This window comes from Arsukibacterium sp. UBA5043 (genome assembly GCA_002415085.1).
Classification (GTDB): Bacteria; Pseudomonadota; Gammaproteobacteria; order Enterobacterales; family Alteromonadaceae; genus Alishewanella.
Genome location: DIBV01000010.1, coordinates 1 through 19,352, shown reverse-complemented (window position 1 = coordinate 19,352; position 19,352 = coordinate 1). Strand labels below are relative to the sequence as shown.

14 protein-coding genes and 1 tRNA gene are annotated in these 19,352 nt (G+C 50.4%); 11 read left to right on the top strand and 4 right to left on the bottom strand.

What is annotated here, in order from left to right; translation table 11 throughout:
- Positions 1-78: 78 nt before the first annotated feature.
- The 9 genes from B2Q61_RS10355 to B2Q61_RS10315 are packed head-to-tail and all read left to right on the top strand — an operon-like array spanning position 79 to position 11,756.
- Positions 79-1,122: a rod shape-determining protein gene (locus B2Q61_RS10355; RefSeq protein WP_019677307.1), complete on the top strand. Its 1,044-nt coding sequence runs from the start codon at positions 79-81 to the stop codon at positions 1,120-1,122.
- Positions 1,123-1,149: 27 nt separating this feature from the next.
- Positions 1,150-2,007 carry a rod shape-determining protein MreC gene (gene mreC / locus B2Q61_RS10350; RefSeq protein WP_290618502.1) on the top strand — a complete coding sequence of 286 codons (858 nt, stop codon included), beginning with the start codon at positions 1,150-1,152 and terminating at the stop codon, positions 2,005-2,007.
- Positions 2,007-2,489: a rod shape-determining protein MreD gene (mreD, locus tag B2Q61_RS10345; RefSeq protein WP_290618504.1), complete on the top strand. Its 483-nt coding sequence runs from the start codon at positions 2,007-2,009 to the stop codon at positions 2,487-2,489. The genes mreC and mreD overlap by 1 nt, the downstream gene beginning before the upstream one ends.
- Positions 2,490-2,521: 32 nt before the next feature.
- A complete protein-coding gene (locus B2Q61_RS10340; RefSeq protein ID WP_290618506.1) occupies positions 2,522-3,094 on the top strand; it encodes a Maf family protein in 573 nt (190 codons plus the stop codon).
- Positions 3,091-4,557: a ribonuclease G gene (rng, locus tag B2Q61_RS10335; RefSeq protein ID WP_290618508.1), complete on the top strand. Its 1,467-nt coding sequence runs from the start codon at positions 3,091-3,093 to the stop codon at positions 4,555-4,557. Before B2Q61_RS10340 ends, rng begins: the two co-directional genes overlap by 4 nt.
- A complete protein-coding gene (locus tag B2Q61_RS10330) occupies positions 4,557-8,468 on the top strand; it encodes a YhdP family protein (protein WP_290618510.1) in 3,912 nt (1,303 codons plus the stop codon). Before rng ends, B2Q61_RS10330 begins: the two co-directional genes overlap by 1 nt.
- Positions 8,458-9,291: a carbon-nitrogen hydrolase family protein gene (locus tag B2Q61_RS10325; protein ID WP_290618512.1), complete on the top strand. Its 834-nt coding sequence runs from the start codon at positions 8,458-8,460 to the stop codon at positions 9,289-9,291. Before B2Q61_RS10330 ends, B2Q61_RS10325 begins: the two co-directional genes overlap by 11 nt.
- On the top strand, positions 9,291-10,730 hold the full coding sequence (gene tldD, locus B2Q61_RS10320; RefSeq protein WP_290618514.1) for a metalloprotease TldD: 1,440 nt from the start codon (positions 9,291-9,293) through the stop codon (positions 10,728-10,730). The genes B2Q61_RS10325 and tldD overlap by 1 nt, the downstream gene beginning before the upstream one ends.
- A 3-nt stretch (positions 10,731-10,733) precedes the next feature.
- On the top strand, positions 10,734-11,756 hold the full coding sequence (locus tag B2Q61_RS10315) for a branched-chain amino acid aminotransferase (RefSeq protein ID WP_290618526.1): 1,023 nt from the start codon (positions 10,734-10,736) through the stop codon (positions 11,754-11,756).
- 69 nt (positions 11,757-11,825) lie between these two features.
- On the opposite strand, the gene yjgA is transcribed toward B2Q61_RS10315, so the two are convergent.
- Entirely contained in the window at positions 11,826-12,365 is a 540-nt protein-coding gene (gene yjgA, locus B2Q61_RS10310; RefSeq protein ID WP_290618517.1) for a ribosome biogenesis factor YjgA, read from the bottom strand.
- Positions 12,366-12,553: 188 nt separating this feature from the next.
- Between yjgA and pmbA the strand changes: the two genes are divergently transcribed.
- The gene (gene pmbA / locus B2Q61_RS10305; protein WP_290618519.1) at positions 12,554-13,900 is read left to right on the top strand and encodes a metalloprotease PmbA; all 1,347 of its coding nucleotides are present in this window, start codon (positions 12,554-12,556) and stop codon (positions 13,898-13,900) included.
- Between the two features lie 107 nt (positions 13,901-14,007).
- Here pmbA and B2Q61_RS10300 read toward each other — a convergent pair whose 3' ends face one another.
- Entirely contained in the window at positions 14,008-16,176 is a 2,169-nt protein-coding gene (locus B2Q61_RS10300; protein WP_290618520.1) for a M3 family metallopeptidase, read from the bottom strand.
- 168 nt (positions 16,177-16,344) lie between these two features.
- Positions 16,345-18,264, bottom strand: a complete 1,920-nt coding sequence (locus B2Q61_RS10295) for an ATP-binding protein (protein WP_290618522.1) — start codon at positions 18,262-18,264, stop codon at positions 16,345-16,347.
- Between the two features lie 160 nt (positions 18,265-18,424).
- Here B2Q61_RS10295 and B2Q61_RS10290 point away from each other — a divergent pair.
- Positions 18,425-18,501, top strand: a tRNA-Arg gene (locus B2Q61_RS10290).
- 256 nt (positions 18,502-18,757) lie between these two features.
- Here the strand turns inward: B2Q61_RS10290 and B2Q61_RS10285 are convergent.
- The gene (locus B2Q61_RS10285; protein ID WP_290618528.1) at positions 18,758-19,297 is read right to left on the bottom strand and encodes a LysR substrate-binding domain-containing protein; all 540 of its coding nucleotides are present in this window, start codon (positions 19,295-19,297) and stop codon (positions 18,758-18,760) included.
- Positions 19,298-19,352: the final 55 nt, after the last annotated feature.

Genomic DNA, 19,352 nt, shown 5'->3' with positions numbered 1-19,352 from the left:
TCCGAAGTAAACCAAGCAGTGTGCCCGCCAATGGTGCCGTTGCTGGCGGAGAACTTGTTAATAGGATCTGGCGTCGACATGTTTAATAAATTGCGTGGCCTCTTTTCAAACGACTTATCTATCGATTTAGGTACAGCTAACACCCTTATTTATGTCAAGGATCAGGGCATTGTGCTAAACGAGCCTTCGGTGGTTGCCATTCGTCAGGAACGTGCCGGTGGCCCGAAAAGTGTGGCAGCCGTAGGGCATGCCGCTAAACGGATGCTGGGCCGTACGCCGGGCAACATTAAAGCTATCCGGCCAATGAAAGATGGCGTAATTGCCGACTTTTACGTTACTGAAAAAATGTTACAACACTTTATCCGTCAGGCGCACAGTAATAGTTTTTTACGGCCCAGCCCGCGGGTGCTGGTCTGTGTACCTTGTGGATCGACTCAGGTAGAGCGCCGTGCTATTCGTGAATCGGCGCAGGGCGCCGGTGCCCGCGAAGTTTATCTGATTGACGAGCCAATGGCGGCCGCAATTGGTGCTGGCTTGCCGGTATCAGAAGCAACCGGTTCAATGGTAGTGGATATTGGTGGCGGTACCACGGAAGTGGCTATTATTTCGTTAAATGGCGTGGTGTATTCCTCGTCAGTGCGGATTGGCGGTGACAAGTTTGACGATGCCATCGTTAACTATATTCGTCGCAATTATGGCATTTTAATTGGTGAAGCAACGGCAGAGCGGATAAAAACCGAAATTGGTTCGGCCTATCCCAGCGATGATGTGCTGGAAATCGAAGTTCGGGGTCGCAACCTCGCAGAAGGCGTGCCACGTAGCTTTACCATGACCAGCAATGAAATCCTGGAAGCACTGCAGGAGCCTCTGGCTGGCATCGTCAGTGCAGTAATGGTCGCCCTGGAGCAGGCACCACCAGAGCTGGCATCGGATATTTCAGAGCGCGGCATGGTATTAACAGGCGGCGGCGCCTTATTGCGTGATTTGGATCGGCTGTTAATGGAAGAAACCGGTATTCCGGTAGTCGTGGCCGACGACCCGTTAACCTGTGTGGCCCGCGGCGGCGGAAAAGCATTGGAAATGATCGATATGCACGGTGGTGATGTCTTCAGTTATGAGTGATAGTGCCCTTACTACAATAGTGCTGTTATGAACGCCATTTTCAGCCGGGGCCCGCTACTCGGCCTGCGTTTGCTGCTGGCGGTACTTTGTAGTGTCGGATTAATGGTGGTAGATCGCTATACCGAGCGGTCTACCCAACTTCGCAGTTTTCTTACCTCTGCTGTCAGCCCGTTGTTTTATATTGCCAGCCTGCCCGAAACTCTGCTCTCTGGTGCGAGTGAGCAATTTATGTCGCACCAGCGTCTGCTGGATGAAAATGCCCGCTTAAAAGAAACCTTACTGCGCCAGAATGGCCAGTTGCAGCTGTTGGGATATTTGCAGCAGGAAAATAGTAAACTTCGCGCTTTGCTCGGTTCAGCTCCGCTGACCGATGGTCAGCGGCTGGTGGCAGAAGTGCTGGCCGTTTACAGCCATCCGTTTAGCCATCAGGTAGTATTAAATAAAGGCAAAAATGATGGTGTCACTGTCCATCAGCCGCTTATTGACGAAAGTGGCGTAGTCGGCCAGATCGTTAGTGTTGGCCCTACCAGCAGCCGCGCTTTACTTATTTCAGATAACACCCATGCAATATCAGTCAGGGCTGAGCGTACCGGCATTCGTACGGTGGCCGAGGGGCTGGGGCAATGGGATTTGTTGCGGGTAATCCATCTGCCCCAAAGTGCTGATATCCGGGTTGGCGATCGCTTACTGACCTCGGGGCTGGATGGCTTGTTTCCGGAAGGGTACCCGGTCGCAGAGGTGACCCGGGTGCAAACTGATGAAAGTCAGCCTTTTATGACGGTTTATGCCAAACCTTATGCACAGTTGGATCGGATCCGGCATGTGTTGCTATTGTGGCCAGGTGCCCGGCTGGACAATTTGTTTGAGCTGGAGGACCCGAAGTAATGCGCAGAAGTAATGGTCTTGGTTTTATTTATTTGTCGCTGCTGGTCGCGTTACTGTTAACTGTGATGCCTATGCCGCAACAGGTTAAATTATTCCGGCCTGACTGGGCCCTATTGGTCGTTTTGTACTGGACCATGGCATTGCCGGGCCGGGTAAATATTCTTACTGCTTTTGTACTGGGCTTTCTGACCGACGTACTGGTTGGTACAGTGTTGGGGGTTAATGCGCTGGCATTTTCAGTAGTCACTTTTATCGTCGCGGTTAATCATTTAAAGATCAGGAACTTTTCGGTGATCCAGCAAGCCTTACTGTTAGGCCTGTTTTTAGCGCTGTATCATTTGCTGCTATTCTGGCTCAGCCACTTTTTAACCGGCGTTTATTTTTTGCCGGCTTATTTATGGCCGGTGTTAACCGGTATGTTGGTCTGGCCCTGGTTGTTCTGGCTGTTAAGGCGCTATCGCAGGCGTTTTAAAATCCAGTAATTTTTGCTTCAATACCATTAAGACCTTTAAACATGTATCCAGAAATCGCTCTCGCATCAGCTTCGCCCCGGCGTCGTGAACTACTGCAGCAAATCGCAGTACCGTTTTCTCTGGTAAAAGTAGACGTTGATGAAAGCCTGCAAGGCAATGAAAACCCACAGCATTATGTTTCCAGACTAGCCTACGCGAAGGCGAAGGCAGGTGCTGAGCAACTCCATTTTGCCCTACCGGTTTTAGGTGCCGACACCATTGTGGTGGTCGATGAGCTTATATTGGGTAAGCCGGTTGATCAGGCAGGTTTCAGCCGGATGATGCAATTACTGTCTGGTCGTTGCCATCAGGTCATGACGGCAGTGGCACTGGTGGGACAAACCAACAGTAGCACTTGCTCTGTCAGCACTGAGGTGTGTTTCCGCCAACTGGACGCCACTGAGATTGCTGCTTACTGGCACACAGGCGAACCTCGTGATAAAGCCGGTGGTTACGGCATTCAGGGGCAGGGCGGTCGTTTTGTCCGCCACATCAGTGGCAGCTATAGTGCCGTTGTAGGTTTACCATTATGCGAAACCGATCTTTTATTACGTAACTGGCAGGAGCAGGCATGAGTGCAGAACTACTGTTAAACGTTACGCCCACTGAAACCCGGGTGGCACTGATTGAAAATGGGGTGCTGCAGGAATTGCACATTGAGCGCCAGGCCAAACTCGGCCTGGTCGGCAACATTTATGTTGGCAAAGTTAGCCGGGTGTTGCCTGGCATGCAGGCCGCTTTTGTCGACATAGGCCTGGATAAAGCCGCTTTTTTACATGCCTCTGACATTGTCCAGCACAATGAAAGTACCGAGCAGGACAGTAAGCCGGCTGTAAGCAAGGACATCCGGGTGTTAGTGCGGGAAGGCCAGCATTTGCTGGTGCAGGTAGTAAAGGATCCGTTGGGTACTAAGGGGGCGCGCTTAACTACTGATATTACTCTGCCATCCCGTTATCTGGTGTTTATGCCCGACTCCAGCCATGTTGGCGTATCACAGCGTTTAGAAACGGAAGCTGAGCGTAAGCGTTTAAAAGATATTGTCAGTGATTGCCTGGATGACAGTGGCGGTTTTATTGTTCGCACCGCGGCTGAAGGGGCCGGAAGTGATGAGCTGGTGCAGGACGCCAGGTTTTTGAAGAAGCTCTGGAGTAAAATTGTTAAACGCAAGCAAAAAACCCGCAAAGAGGGGGTGGTTTACGAAGATCTGACCCTGTGTTACCGGATACTACGTGATTTTGTTGGCAGCGAACTGGAACGGGTGCGCATAGACTCTAAAATTACCTATCAGCAACTTACTGCTTTTTGTGAAGAGTTTATGCCACATATTTCACCGTTGCTGGAGTACTATCCTGGCGAGCGGCCAATTTTTGATATGTTTGATGTCGAAAATGAAATTCAGCGGGCACTCGAACGCAAAGTCCCGCTAAAAAGCGGCGGTTATCTGATCATCGATCAAACCGAAGCAATGACCACCATTGACGTTAACACCGGCGCTTTTGTCGGCCATCGTAATCTGGAAGAAACCATATTTAATACCAACACCGAAGCCACACAGGCCATTGCCCGCCAGCTGAGATTACGAAACCTTGGCGGTATTATCATTATCGACTTTATTGATATGCAAAGTACTGAGCATCAGCGCCGGGTTTACCATAGCCTGGAACTGGCGCTGGCGCGTGACCGGGCAAAAACTAACATTCATGGTTTTTCAGCATTGGGCCTGGTAGAGATGACCCGCAAAAGAACCCGGGAAAGTCTGGAGCATATCCTTTGCTCAGAGTGTCCGGTATGTAAGGGCCGTGGTACGTTGAAGACGGTGGAAACAGTGTGTTTTGAAATTTTACGGGAAATTGTCCGGGTTAATCGTGCTTATGCGGCAGACAAATTTGCTGTGTACGTATCACCGGTAGTGAAAGATGCACTGACCACAGACGAATTTCACAGCCTGGCAGAATTGCAGGTATTTATTGGGAAACAAATAACCATTTATGGTGAGCCCATGTACACCCAGGAGCAATTTGATGTGGTGATGATGTAGTGCATAAGGCAACACGAGTCTGCTTTTATTGTTTACATAAAATCTGGCTATTGCTGGCCATAGGCCTGGTGCTGCTTGCTACTCTGGTTTCCGTGTTGCGGCTGGCCTTGCCCTATGCCGATAGTTACAAACATCATTTGGAAAATCTGCTGGCCCGCCAGCTAGGTACCGAAGTGCAGATAGCGGAAATCAGCGCCGGTTGGCAAAAGCTGGGGCCGGCTATGGTGCTGAACCATATGCAGTTAGGTAATGCGCAGCAGGGATTGCAGCTGCAGATAAAGCAAACCCGGGTACGGATTAATTTCTGGCAAAGTGTGCGCAGCATGCAGTTGCGGGCTGAACATTTTGAACTCCGTGGCCTGCGCTATGCGGTTCCAAGCAGTACCTTGCTCCGTCGCCCTCAAGGCAATCAGCCACTGGATGCGGCCCCGGCAATTACCGCGCTGGAACATCTATTTTTCCGGCAACTTAATCATTTTACCCTGCTGGACAGCGAACTGATCTTAACCGCCGCAGGCAGCGATGATATCGTCATTGCGGTGGACAAGCTGGACTGGCGCAATGATGGCGAACATCACCAGGGTATTGGTGAGCTCGCGGTAGCGGATATCACCGGCAATACACTTTCGTTTATTATTGATTTGTACGGACCCAGTTTAGATAAGGCATTTGGCCAGATATTTCTGGAAAGTCGCGAGCTGGATATTTTACCCTGGTTTGCGCAGTCACTGCCCGAAGCTGGCCGGCTGGATCAGGCAGATATCAATTTTCAGGCCTGGGGTCGGGTCGACGACGGCGAGTTGCAGCGGTTTCAGATTGAACTGGCTGATAACAGTTTAAGCTGGCAACGTGAAGGGCAGCCACAGCTTCTGAAATTGGGCCCCGGCCAGCTATTATGGCATCCAACAGCAGACGGCTGGTCTTTGTACTCAGGGAGCTTAGCGCTGTCTGATGGTCAGACACAATGGCCTGATCTTAAAGTGCAGCTGCATCGGCAAACGGCAGGTTGGTATGGTCAGCTACAGCAATTAAAACTTGATGCCCTGGCGCCGCTGAGTCAGTTACTCAGTGAAGAGATACCGCAGCTGGCCCGCCTGACAACCACCGGCTTGCACGGTGAGTTAACGTTTGGCCAGTGGCAGTTTCAAAATAATGACAACTGGCAATTACTGGGTCAGCTACGAAATTTAAGTAAAGAAAACAGTATAGATTTACCGGGCGTCAAGGCGCTGGATGGCCAGTTCTGGGCGGGCCCCAGTGCTGCCGGCATAACGCTTAGCGGGCAGCAAAATGAACTACGCTGGGATAGCATGTTCAGTGCGCCGATAACATATCAACAGGTAGAACTAAACCTGCTCGCCCGGCAAAGCCAAAATGGGATCTGGCAAATACAAATCCCCTCGTTGCAGCTTCTGTCAGAAGATTTTACCCTGAATGCTGCAATGCAATGGCGGCTGGCACAACAGCCCGAGCTTAGTTTGTTTGCCGCACTCACCGATGCCAGCGCAGACCATGTTAGCCGTTATTTACCGTTGCGTTATCTGCCAGAAAAGATACGAGAGTATCTGGGCGATGCAATTGTCGATGGCCAGATAAACCAGGCTACCGTGCTGTGGCAAGGTGCACCAGCCCAGTATCCATTTGCAGAAGGCCAGGGCATATTTCAGGTTGCAGCAGAGGTCAGTGACGCCAGCTTTGTATTTAATCCGCAGTGGCCGGCGCTACAGCAGCTGGGCAGTAATTTATGGTTTGAAAATGCCGCCATGCAAATCAGCAGCGACCAGGCGACCATTGCCGGCATCGCGTTGCAGGGCGACGTAAGGGCGACTATCCCCAATTTACTGGATGCTGAATTTCTTAGTATTGAGATCGACAGTGCCCTGCAGTTAAGTGAGGCAACCGGGCTCATCAATGCCTCGCCGCTTGCCGCTAATTTAGGCAAAGTATTACAACAACTGGCACCGACCGGCCCGGCCCGGGCTAATATTGAACTGCAGTTAGGATTACGCGAGCCAGCGGTGCAGGCCAGCGGACAATTAGCGCTGCAAAACATCAGTCTGGACTTAGCTGCGCCCCAACTGGCGGTGCGCGAGTTAACGGGTGTGCTGACATTTAATGATGCAAAGATAAACGCCCAAGATCTGACATTTAACTGGCGTGAGCTACCGGTTGTCGCCACTATAGCGGGCCAGCAGCAAGACGACACTTACCTGTTTCAGCTCGATGCCGCTGCTAAAAATGCCAGCAGCAACGTGGTACAGGCGTTGTGGCCAGACGCTGCAACATTGGTTAGCGGTGAACTGGACTGGCAGCTGGCCTTAGCCTTAGACCTGCAACAAGATAATTTCAGCTACCGCTCTCAGCTTAGCGCCGACCTGACTAACACTGGTTTGGCGTTACCGGCGCCCTATCAAAAAGCAGCCAGCAGCGCCGCGCCGCTCACTATCAAGGCTGATGGCAACAGTCAACAAGGGTTGCTAACCTTAAATTATGCAAACCAGTTATTTTTCACGGCTGAACTGGACCATGCAGCGGCCCGGGTCAATCGGGCAAATTTAAGCCTGGGGCAGGTAAATGCCGGCCTTAATGGTGCGGGTTTTACCATTGATGTTGATATTGACCGGGCCGAACTGTTGCCCTGGCAAAAACTGTTAAGTGAGCAGCTGTTCACTGCAGAACAGGATAACAACGGGGTAATGCCGCCATTAAGCCGGGTGCGGGGTAGCATTGCTGATCTTAGGCTGGTAGCCGGTACGGCCCTGAAAAATAACGTATTTGAGCTGGAACCGGGCCAGGATGCCTGGCAGTTAAGGCTGCATGGCACACAAATCGCCAGTCGCTGGTCATTCAGTCACGACTGGCAGCAACAAGGCGTGCAGGTTGAGATTGACTATCTGCATTTGCCGTTACCGGCTTCATTGCAACCGGACCCTGGCGAAGATCCGGCAGCAAGCGCCAGCACCGATTTAGCAACCGCCAGCCGCATTGTAACAGCAGAGATTCTGCCACAACTGCAAGCCAGTTTACTCACCATGGCGCCAGTGACATTAAAATGTAGTGATTGCGCTATTGGCAACTTTCGGTTTGGTCAGCTTGAGATGGCTGCCGTTGGCCAGGGAGATCACTGGCAACTGTCGACATTTAACAGTCGATATAAAAAGAATGAACTGGTGATGCAGGGCAGCTGGGTGCCTGACCAGCAGTTAGGGGTCACTGAGCTAAGCGGCAGATTCCAAAGCGCCAATCTGGGGCAGCTGTTAAATGAATTTCAGCTTACTACCGGTATTAGTGGCAGCCGGGCCGATATCAACTTTACGCTGAACTGGCCAGCAGCACCGAGCCAGTTTGACCTTGCCAAACTAAACGGTCAGGTGCAATTTAATCTTGGTGACGGCGCCCTGACTGAAGTCAGCGATCAGGGAGCCCGACTATTTTCTATTTTCAGCCTGGACTCGCTGGTGCGCAAACTACGGCTGGATTTTCGCGATGTATTCTCAAAGGGCTTTTTCTATAACAAAATGTCAGGTGCGTTGGCTATCCATCAAGGGGTGGTGCAAACCAGTGATACCACCATCGATGGTGTGCCTGGCAACCTGGCTATTCAGGGCTATGCTGATTTGGTTAGCAATGAATTGGATTATCAGATGTCTTTTTCGCCAAAGGTCACTTCCAGTTTGCCGGTAATTATTGCCTGGATGGTTAACCCGGCGACGGGCCTGGCTGCGCTGGCGCTGGATGAGGTGTTTCAGTCGGCAGAAGTGATCTCGAGGATCAACTTTACCGTTACCGGTACACTTGCCAAACCGGTAGTTACCGAAGTAAATCGACATAGTACAGAAGTGCCGGTGCCGGTAAGGATTGCCAAACCAGAATCGGTGCTCGACTCAGAGGAGCAACCACGTGGCGACTAACTGGCGTTTATCAGCTATTCAGCTTAACAGCGTGCCTGAACCGGCCGCCAACCTGGCCGCCGTAAAGCAGTATCTGCAGCAATTACCGCCAGCGGCACAGCATCTGGTGCTGTTGCCTGAATGCTTTGCGGTGTTCGGTGGCAGCGACAAACTACAGCTGGCACATCAGGCAGCTATTGGTGAGGGTTTTATTCAGCAAACATGCCAGCAACTAGCCATTGAATTTGGGGTATATCTGGTGGCAGGCAGCCAGCCTACCGCAACGCACGACCCGCAACGTTTCGCAGCGTCTTCACTGGTCTACAGTCCGACAGGACAGCGGCTGGCAGATTATCAGAAATTGCATATGTTCGATGTCAGTGTGGCGGATAACACCGGTAGCTACCGGGAATCGGCAACCACCTTACCTGGTGAAAAGATTAGCCTGTGCCAATTGCCCGATCTGAAACTGGGGCTGAGTATATGTTATGATGTACGCTTTGCTGGCTTGATGCAGGCATTGGCAGCAAAGGGAATGCAGGTATTAACCGTGCCATCGGCTTTTACCCGGCTAACCGGAACGGCGCACTGGCATACGTTATTAAAAGCCCGGGCTATTGAAAATCAATGTTTTGTGCTGGCGGCAAACCAGACTGGTGTCCATGCCAATGGTCGCGAAACCTATGGGCACAGTCTTATTATCGACCCCTGGGGCGACGTAGTGGCTGACGCGGGTACCGGACCTGGCTGGGTATCAGCGCTGGTTGATATCAGTCAATGCCAGCAACTTGGTCAGAAAATGCCGGTGCACCAGCATAATCGTTTTAACAGTGAGCTGAAATAATGAATGCAGTTGAACAGAATTTAATTACCGCCTCCGATCTTAGCATGACAGATCTGGAGCACACACTTGGCTATTTATTTGGTCATCAGCTTGATTATGCCGACTTATATTTTCAATCCAGTGTGCATGAATCCTGGGTGCTGGAAGACGGCCTGGTAAAAGACGGCTCGTTTAATATTGAACGTGGGGTTGGCGTACGGGCCATCAGTGGTGAGAAAACCGGTTTTGCTTATGCCGATACCATTAGCGCTGCTGCTTTGCAGCAAGCCGCCGGTGCTGCCCGGGGTATTGCCAGCCATGGCCAGCAGGGCCGGGTAAAAGCATTCAGCAAAAGTGGCAACAGCAATATCTACCTGCCGTGTGAGCCACTGCAAAGCCTCAGTAATACCGAAAAAGTTGCCCTGCTTAACCAGATTGAAGCCTTTATCCGCACGCTTGATAACCGGGCCGAACAGGTCATGGTTAGTTTGTCGGGTGTGTATGAAGAAGTATTGGTAGCAGCCAGTGATGGTACTTTTGCTACCGATATCCGGCCGTTGGTGCGCCTGAACTGCTCGGTATTACTGGAACAGGATGGCCGACGCGAGCGGGGCAGCGCCGGAGGTGGCGGCCGTACCGATTACTTGTACTTCACTGAACAGTTAAACGGACAACCACGCTGGCAGCAATATGCCCGTGATGCCGTACGTATGGCTCAGGTTAACTTAACGGCAATAGATGCGCCGGCGGGTACCATGCCGGTAGTACTGGGTTCAGGCTGGCCGGGCGTATTGCTGCACGAAGCCGTAGGGCATGGTCTTGAGGGCGACTTTAACCGCAAAGGCTCTTCTAATTTCAGTGGCAAGATTGGCCAGCAGGTAGCATCAAAACTCTGCACTATCGTTGATGACGGCACCCTTGCCCATCGTCGTGGTTCACTCAATGTCGACGATGAAGGCGTGCCCAGCCAACACAACGTACTGATCGAAAAAGGCATTCTGAAAGGTTATATTCAGGATAAGCATAATGCGATGCTAATGGGGGTAAACCCTACCGGCAATGGCCGCCGTGAATCTTTTGCCCATTTACCCATGCCGCGGATGACCAATACCTACATGCTGGCTGGCGAACACGATCCGGCAGAGATTATCGCCAGCGTTAAAAAAGGCATTTATGCCCCTAATTTTGGCGGTGGTCAGGTAGATATTACCTCCGGTAAATTTGTGTTTTCAGCCTCAGAAGCTTATTTAATTGAAGACGGTAAAATAACCAGCCCGATTAAAGGCGCAACCCTGATTGGTAACGGTCCGGCAGCGATGCAGCAGGTGTCGATGGTCGGTAACGATCTGGCGCTGGATACCGGCGTTGGCGTCTGTGGTAAGCAGGGACAAAGCGTGCCGGTAGGGGTTGGCCAGCCAACCCTAAAACTGGATGCAATGACCGTTGGCGGCACCCAATAACTTATAAAAGACAAACAACAGGAAACAAAAATGGCTGCATTTGGTAGTGTTTTTATGCCTCAAATGGCATTAACCCGTTTTGAGCAGGGCGCCTGGAGCACCCCGCAAATTGTTGCTGCAGACAGCATTAGCCTGCACCCGGGCGCCCATGTGCTGCACTATGCCAGCACCTGCTTTGAAGGCTTAAAAGCGTTTAAACATAGTGATGGTTCAATTAATTTATTCCGGATGGAAAAAAACGTTGCCCGTTTAATTCAGAGTAGCGCTTTACTATCGTTACCGCAGCCTGACGCGGCAACCCTAAGCCAGATGATTATTGATATCGTCAAGCAGTATGCCAGCGACGTGCCAGAGCCACCGGGCTCTATGTATATCAGGCCTACTCATATTGGTACCGAGGCCGCCATTGGTAAAGCCGCTGCACCTACTGCCAGCTCAATGTTGTATGTGTTGCTATCGCCGGTCGGTGATTACTTTGCTGGTGGCAGCAAGCCGCTACGCTTATTGCTGGAGCAAAATGGTGCCCGCTGCGCTGCTCATATGGGAATGGTAAAAAGTGGCGGCAACTATGCCAGTGCGCTGCAACCTATCTTAAAAGCCCGCGCCAGTGTCCAGGCCGACCAGGTACTGTTTTGCCCGGGTGGTGATGTGCAGGAAACCGGTGCAGCCAATTTTATGCTGATTGACGGCAATGAAATTATTACCAAAGCGCTTGATAGCAGCTTTTTGCATGGGGTAACCCGCGATTCTGTGTTAACCCTGGCCCGCGACATGGGGATGACCGTATCAGAGCGCGAGCTGAGCGTTAGCGAGTTGCTCGAGCGCGCCGCTAAGCCAGGTGCAGAAGCGGCACTATCCGGCACCGCAGCGGTATTAACGCCGGTTGGCACCCTGATTGCCGATGGCACTGAGCATCAAGTGGGCAGCGGCGAAGCTGGCCCGACTACTTTAAAACTGCGCCAGGCCTTAAACGATATCCAGTGGGGCCGCGCCGAAGACAAGCATAACTGGTTAACCCGTATTTAAGTGTTATTAAACGACAGAATTTAAAAAGCCAGCTCATTGCTGGCTTTGTTTTTTGCGTGGTCAGCGCAATTAATTAGCGTCGTTTTCCATAATAACCGGCCGGATCAGCTGAAACAGCTCTCTAAAGGCTTTGGGCGGCTGCTCTTTTTCCTGCTCTTTTTTGGCCTGGCGAATTAACAACCGCAGTTGCTGGATCTCCACTTCCGGATAGGCCGCGACAAATTCCGTTAACGCATCGTCGTTACTTAACAGTTTTTCCCGCCACTTTTCTACTTTATGAAATTGCTTGTCTGCCGCTTGTTTGGTGTTGCGCATTACCGCCAGCGCCTGCTCTATCTGCTCGATATCCCGGGTGCGCATTAAGCGGCCAATAAACTGGATATGGCGACGCAGTGCTTCACGTTTCTTAGCCAGTTTGTCAGCCAGCTCCAGCGCATCAACTAATTCTTCATCCAGCGGTACCTTAGCGCGGGCAGCCGGGCTTAATGCCACCAGCTCTTCTCCCAGGGTCTGCAAGGCATGCATTTCACGTTTTATCTGGCTTTTGCTGATATGGTCTGGTTGTTCCAGCCATTTACTGTCGCCATATTTAAATTCAGTTTCGGTCATGGTGCTTCTTCGTTAGCAAAGTTTGGTTAAGTATATCACTAAACTTATATCTCCAAGCTTAAGCCACGAAACTTCTGTTGTTAAACTTACGCTTCTAAACTTAGATCATTAAAGTATTGGCTGCTGGCAGCAGCCGCTAGCAGTATATGGTAAGCTTGGCACAAACAGGGCGATCAGCAAGAGTGAATATGCAAGTAACAGAACAAAACGTCTGGCAGGAAATAGCCGAAGTTAAAGATGCCGTCAGTGCAGTATTGGCCCGCGCCAAAGCGCTGGGTGCCAGCAGTGCAGAAGCATCAATGAGCCGTACCCGCGGCTTAAGCGTGGAAACCCGCCATGGCGAGGTAGAAACAGTCGAATTTAACCAGGACGGTGGCCTGGGGATCAGTTTATATTTTGGCCAGCGCAAAGGCTCGGCCTCCACTGCAGATTTAAGCCCGCAGGCGCTGGAACGTGCCGTCGCTGCCGCCGCTGATATTGCCCGTTATACCTCTGAAGACCCGCACGCCGGGGTGGCTGAAGCGGGTTGGCTTGAGTTCAGCCCACCGGATTTAGATTTATTTTATCCGGATAGTATCAGCACAGAGCTGGCGATTAGCTTATGTGCCGGCGCCGAAGAAGCGGCTTTTGCCACTGATAAGCGCATCACGAACTCTGAAGGGGCATCGTTCTCATCACACCAGGGATTAAAAGTTTATGGCAACAGCCATGGCCAATTGGTCGGCTACCCGAGTTCGCGCCACAGCTTCAGTTGTGTGGTGATTGGCGAGCAGGACGATGAGATGCAGCGCGACTACAGTTTTACCGTGGCGCGCCAGTACAGTAAATTACTCGATCCAAAACAAATTGGCCGTGAATCAGCGTTGGAAACGGTGGCCCGGTTAGGTGCGCGCCAGGTACCCACCCAGAAAGTACCGGTTATTTTCCGGGCCGACATTGCCAGCAGCTTGTTTGGCCATCTGGTGTCTGCGATAAGTGGTGGCAGCATTTACCGGAAATCCAGTTTTTTACTGGATAAAGTAGGTAAGCAGGTGATGTCATCAGCGGTAACCGTGCAGGAAAAGCCGCATTTAACGCAGGCTTTGGCGTCCAGCCCGTTTGATGCCGAAGGGGTGAAAACCCGTGACTTAGCGGTAATTGAAAATGGCGTACTGAACACCTATCTGACCACCAGTTATTCAGCGCGTAAACTGGGTATGGCCAGTACCGGCCATGCCGGGGGTATTCACAACTGGTTAATTAGCCATGGCAATGACGATTTAGCTGCCCTTTGCCGGCAAATGGGCAAAGGCTTGCTGGTCACTGAACTGATGGGCCAGGGGGTTAATACCGTCACGGGCGATTACTCCCGCGGTGCCAGTGGTTTCTGGGTAGAACACGGTGAAATTCAGTTCCCGGTAGCCGAAGTGACAATTGCCGGTAACCTGGCTGATATGTTTATGAATATTGCCGCAGTAGGCAATGATGTCGACCGTCGCGGTGGTGTGCTAACCGGCTCCGTGTTGATTAGTCAGATGCAAGTGGCCGGCGCTTAACCTGCGCTAATCACTGCAGCTCAAATAAAAAAGCCCCGTTGCCTAACAATAAGCAACGGGGCTTTTTTTCGGGTAAACCGGGCTGGTTTACCCTTTTGGTTTACTGTTTAGTCTACTTTGGTTTTCAAACCGCGACGAATTAACAACGCTTCAGTAGTCGGCTCCTGGCCGCGGAATGCTTTATACGATTCCATGGTTGGCCGTGAATTACCTACTTCCAGAATGTTCTTGCGGTAATGATCGCCATTCTCCCGGGTTAGACCGCCACGCGACTGCACATAGGCAAAAGCATCTGCCGCCAGAATTTCACTCCACATATAGGCATAATAACCGGCTGAGTAGCCGCCACCCATGGAATGGGAGAAGAACGGTGACTTATAGCGCGGGGGTACCGCTGGTAAGTCTACGCCGTGCTTTTTCAGGGCTGCAGCTTCAAACGCCACCACATCCTGCAGAGGCTCATCCGCTGACAGTGAGTGCCACTCCATGTCTAACAAAGCAGCAGACATATATTCCAGGGTGTCATAGCCCTGGTTAAAGCTGCGTGAGCGCAGTACTTTATCCAGCAATTCTTTTGGAATAGGCTCGCCGGTTTCGTAGTGTTTAGCGTAGTTACCTAATACTTCAGGGTGTTGTGCCCAGTCTTCTTCAAAAGTAGAAGGAAACTCAACAAAGTCACGCGATACCGCTGTACCGGCTAACGTTGGATACTTCACGTCAGAGAACATGCCATGAATACCATGCCCAAGTTCATGGAATATCGTAGTGGTATGGTCATAGCTGATTAACGTTGGGCTACCTTCAGGTGCCTTAGGAATGTTCATTACATTCACCACCACAGGCTTGGTACCCAGTAAGTTAGACTGGCCAACGAAAGAGCTCATCCAGGCGCCGCCACGTTTGCCTTCACGGGCAAAGTAATCAGCATAAAAAATAGCCAGGCTGGAGCCATCAGCGTCAAATACTTCATAAGCTTTTACATCCGGATGGTACACCGGTAAATCCGGACGCGGTTCGAACCGAATACCGTAAAAACGGTTCAGAGTATAAAATACGCCGTCTTCCAGTACCCGGTTAAACTCAAAGTACTGTTTAACTTCGTTTTCGTCTAAATCATATTTAGCCTGCCGTACCAATTCTGCGTAATATTCCCAGTCCCAGGGCTGGGCTTCGAAATCACCGCCTTGCTGTTTGATCATCGCGTTGATATCAGCCAGTTCCTTTTTGGTATTTTCTACCACGGCCGGCACCATGCTGCCGAGCATATCAAAAACGGCTTCCGGTGTTTTGGCCATTTGCGCTTCCAGACCATAACTGGCCCAGTTTGCATAACCCAGTAATTTGGCGCGCTCTGCGCGCAGTTGCGCTAAACGGCTGACGATAGGCGTAGTGTTAAACTCACCGCTTTGGCCACGATACGCAGAGGCTTCCCACACCCGCTTACGCAGTTCACGGTTATCAAGCTGGCTCAGTACTGGCTGACGGGTAGTATTGGTAATGCTTAGCAGGTATTTACCATCATGGCCGGCGGCTTTTGCCGCAGCGGCTGCTGCTGTGATCTGGGCATCGGTTAAGCCGGCCAGTTGTTCTTTGTTATCAACCACAACGGCGATATTTTTGGTTTCAGCCAGCAGGCTTTGCGAAAACTTGGTGGTCAGGTTGGAGTGCTCTTCATTCAGCGCCCGAATAGCCGTTTTCTGCTCTTCAGTCAGCTGGGCACCGGCACGTACAAAGCGGTCGTAATACACTTCAGCCAGTCGCACACTCTCTGCATCCAGTTGTAAATCATTACGGTTGTCGTATATCGCTTTAACCCGGGCAAACAGGGCAGGGTTTAAACTGATGTTGTCAGAATGAGCGGCCATTTTTGGCGCCAGTTCAGACTGAATTTTACGCCGTTGTTCGTTACTGTCAGTGCCGGTAAGGTTGTAAAATACCCGAGACACCCGGTTTAACATTTCACCACTTTTTTCCAGGGCAACCAGGGTATTGTCAAACGTAGGTTCGGCCGGGTTATTGGCGATTACTTCCACTTCAGCCATGTGCTGCTTCATGCCTTCTTCAAACGCAGGCAAAAAGTGGTCATCATTAAAAGCAGTAAAATCGGGCGCCTGATATTGCAGGCTGCTTTGCTGAAAAAAAGGGTTGCTGCTGGTCACTTTAGTATTCTCAACGGCTGAGGGAGCGGATGCTACCTGCTTAGGGGCAGTATTGTCTGAGCAGGCGCTCAGCGCGAAAATGGCTCCCATCGCAGTAGCGAGTATCGTTTTGCGCATTGTTATGTCTCCTTGGCGAAATTGCGGCTGAAGCCGCTAGTCATTATTATCAGCCATGCCCATACAGGCGAGCTGTAGCAGATGCAGTATGTCAAAAAAGGTAACAAAAAGCCGCGTTTTGCAGCCAGTGGTAAGCAAATTAAGACAAAAACCGGGCAGGAGCAAATTTTAGTCAGATAAAGCCCCGGCTGCTGGTAATTCAAAATAGAAGCAGCTACCTTGCGCCAAACGCTGATAACCAATATTGCCGTCCATTTGTTCTATTAGTGCTTTACTGATCGCTAATCCGAGGCCGGTGCCGGCATGCTGACGACTGTTGTGATTATCGGCCTGAGCAAACCGCTGAAATAAACGCGGTAAAAACTCGCCACTAACCCCCTTACCCTGATCAATAATGCTGACCCGAATCATCCCGCCATGTTCACTTAACTTAATTTCAACCACACTGTCAGCCGATGAAAACTTTACGGCATTTGACAACAAATTCAGGCACACCTGGCTTAAGCGGCCTTTATCCGCCATGACAAGATAGGGTTTTTGATTATCCTGGTTGATAACCAGGCGCTGCTGATGCTGCATCGCTTTAATCTGAGTGATGTTTTGCTCCAGCAAAGGTATTAAGGCCACCTCTGAAATGGCAAAGCGCATTTTGCCGCTGGCCAGGCGCTCCGTATCCAGTAAATCGTTGATCAGCTGATTTAGCTGGCCACAACTGCTATGAGCCATGGTCAGCATTTTCTGTGCAGCCTGGTTCAAATCCCCCAGCGCACCACCAATGGCCAGACCAAGGGCACCGTTAATAGCGGTTAGTGGTGTCCGTAATTCATGGCTTACCGTGGCAACAAAATCATTTTTCAGTTTTTCAATTCGTTTACGTTCTGTAATATCCCGGATCAACATTAACTGTTGCTGCTGCTGGCCCTGAACCAGCCTGGTTCGTGTTAACGATAGCTCGAACTGACTACTATCCTGGCGTAAGCCCAGACCTTCAAACTCTTGTTCGGGTGCTGACGTGGCGCTGTAAATCTCGTCAATATTTTGGGGGGTAGCCAGCAACATCGACCAGTGTAAGCCTTGCAAGCTGTCTCTGGGATAGCCATACAATCGGAAACAGGACAAATTTGCATCTTCTATAATGCCGTCCTCGCTGGTCACAACGATGGCATCGCGTACGTTATCCATCACTGCCCGTAAGTAGCTTTCGCTGTGGCTTAGCTCATTAGCCGTTTGGCGTAGTCTTTGCCTGGAGTAAAATAACCAGGCTAGTAAAATAAGCAGACAAAGGGTGCCAGCATACAAGCTAACGCGTAACAACAACCCCCTGTTAAGCACCGGACCGGTAGCTCTGATGGCCATTTGCCAATCTGCGCCGCGAATGGCCAGATTAAGCAGCAGGCTGTCGTCATAAAATAATTCTGGCTCACCGAAAAAGCTGTTGCCGTATTCATTTTGGCCGGGCGTTTTAGCTCTGAGCGCAATAGTGACATTTTGCTCTGCCGCCTTATCTGCCAGCAAAGACCAGATGGTTTCAATATTAATCACAGTGCTTAGAATGCCCCAATAAGTATCATCGGGAATAAAGATCGGCAGTCGGTAAATAAAAGCCTGACCTCCTTGCACCAGCCGAATCGGGCCAATTAACCGGGCCTGGCCGCTACGAATTGTTTCGGCGACTGCCGGCCATTGGTCGGGTAAATCGGGGTAATATAAATTAATGGCGCGCTCATTGCCGGCAAGCGGATAAATATATTGCAGCCGATTGTCCGGTGCCACACCAATATTGCGGATATGCTTGGCTTGCTCGACCAGCCCGGGCAGTAAAATATCCAGCTCGGCTTTATCTACCATACCGTCACTGGCTTTGACATAAGAGGCTAAGCCGACGGTTAAATACAGTGGGATATTTAGCTCTGATTCAAGCATGGCTTTTAACTGGCCAGCACTGGCCACTTCATGGCGTAATTGCTGGCTGCGGATAAGTTGTTGTTCGTGCTCAACTAAAATTTCAGTGGCCAGTAAAGACACACCAGCCAATACAACTAACAATAACCAGTGCCAATAGCGCAGCGCGCTAACAAAACCAACCATTAAACAGGTTCCTCAACCACAATTCAGTTACTCTAGCTTTTCAGAGCCAGTGGCGCAATCACTGCCTGAAAAACTGTTTGCCTAAAAAACGCACTGTCAGGGAATAGACTTACAACAAAAGGCTGTCTATAATGCGCGCTCGCACCAAAGTGCGACGGTTGCACCCGTAGCTCAGCTGGATAGAGCGCTGCCCTCCGGAGGCAGAGGTCAGAGGTTCGAATCCTCTCGGGTGCACCAATTAAATCAAGGCCTTAGCTGAAAAGCAGGGCCTTTTTTTATGCTCGGTGACCAAATGGTGACCATATCGTGACTTTTCTTCGTTTTAACTTACCTTCAAGCCTTCAAGTATTGACCTTTGCTCTTAATAATTAATATATACCTAGCCAAGTGCTCGCAACGCCATCCGGATCCCTGAACCCGAAAAACTTATAATCCTGAATAACTGCTCTGTGCCAGAAGCGGACATTCATAAAAAACATGGACACGATTAGCCTCATGTAAACTGTACTAACTTAGAGATAACCCACTTTTGGAGTGGGTCATCGTTTGTCCTTGGATGCCACGCGACAATAACATCAAAAGGTTCAGGCATTTCATCCAGCTTGATTTCTACCAAGCTACTTTCATTCACAGCTCTTGAAGGTAAGAATGCGAGCGAATCTGTCACGTTTAGATATAAGGGGACAACTGAGAAACAAGGTGCTGTAATCACAACATTTCTCGTTAAATCATGTTTTTCAAACCAATCATCAATAGAACCTTTAAAATTTGGGCGCGAAGGCGATGCTGAAATATTAGGATGCTCAGCGACTTGCTTTAGTGTTGCACTTATTTTTGGAATGCTAGAAAAATTTGATGTTACACATACATGCTGTTCTTCAAAAAGTTTCATCGTCAGATATGACGAAGGAACACAGTCAGGGAATGAGATCGCAAGATTTACTTTTCCACTTTCCATATAGTCATGTATTGAATTCACCTCAAAATCTCTGATAATTATTTTCAATTGAGGCGATTGAGTTCTTAAGGTAATACACCCATTTTTAATTGACGCTAAAAGTAGAGGGTTGCGTTATTAATGCCTGTTT

Coding starts and splice junctions, on each gene's coding strand:
- rng (WP_290618508.1), top strand. CDS start 3,091: ATGAGTGCAGAACTACTGTTAAACGTTACGCCCACTGAAACCCGGGTG.
- B2Q61_RS10355 (WP_019677307.1), top strand. CDS start 79: ATGTTTAATAAATTGCGTGGCCTCTTTTCAAACGACTTATCTATCGAT.
- yjgA (WP_290618517.1), bottom strand. CDS start 12,365: ATGACCGAAACTGAATTTAAATATGGCGACAGTAAATGGCTGGAACAA.
- pmbA (WP_290618519.1), top strand. CDS start 12,554: ATGCAAGTAACAGAACAAAACGTCTGGCAGGAAATAGCCGAAGTTAAA.
- mreC (WP_290618502.1), top strand. CDS start 1,150: ATGAACGCCATTTTCAGCCGGGGCCCGCTACTCGGCCTGCGTTTGCTG.
- mreD (WP_290618504.1), top strand. CDS start 2,007: ATGCGCAGAAGTAATGGTCTTGGTTTTATTTATTTGTCGCTGCTGGTC.
- tldD (WP_290618514.1), top strand. CDS start 9,291: ATGAATGCAGTTGAACAGAATTTAATTACCGCCTCCGATCTTAGCATG.
- B2Q61_RS10300 (WP_290618520.1), bottom strand. CDS start 16,176: ATGCGCAAAACGATACTCGCTACTGCGATGGGAGCCATTTTCGCGCTG.
- B2Q61_RS10340 (WP_290618506.1), top strand. CDS start 2,522: ATGTATCCAGAAATCGCTCTCGCATCAGCTTCGCCCCGGCGTCGTGAA.
- B2Q61_RS10295 (WP_290618522.1), bottom strand. CDS start 18,264: ATGGTTGGTTTTGTTAGCGCGCTGCGCTATTGGCACTGGTTATTGTTA.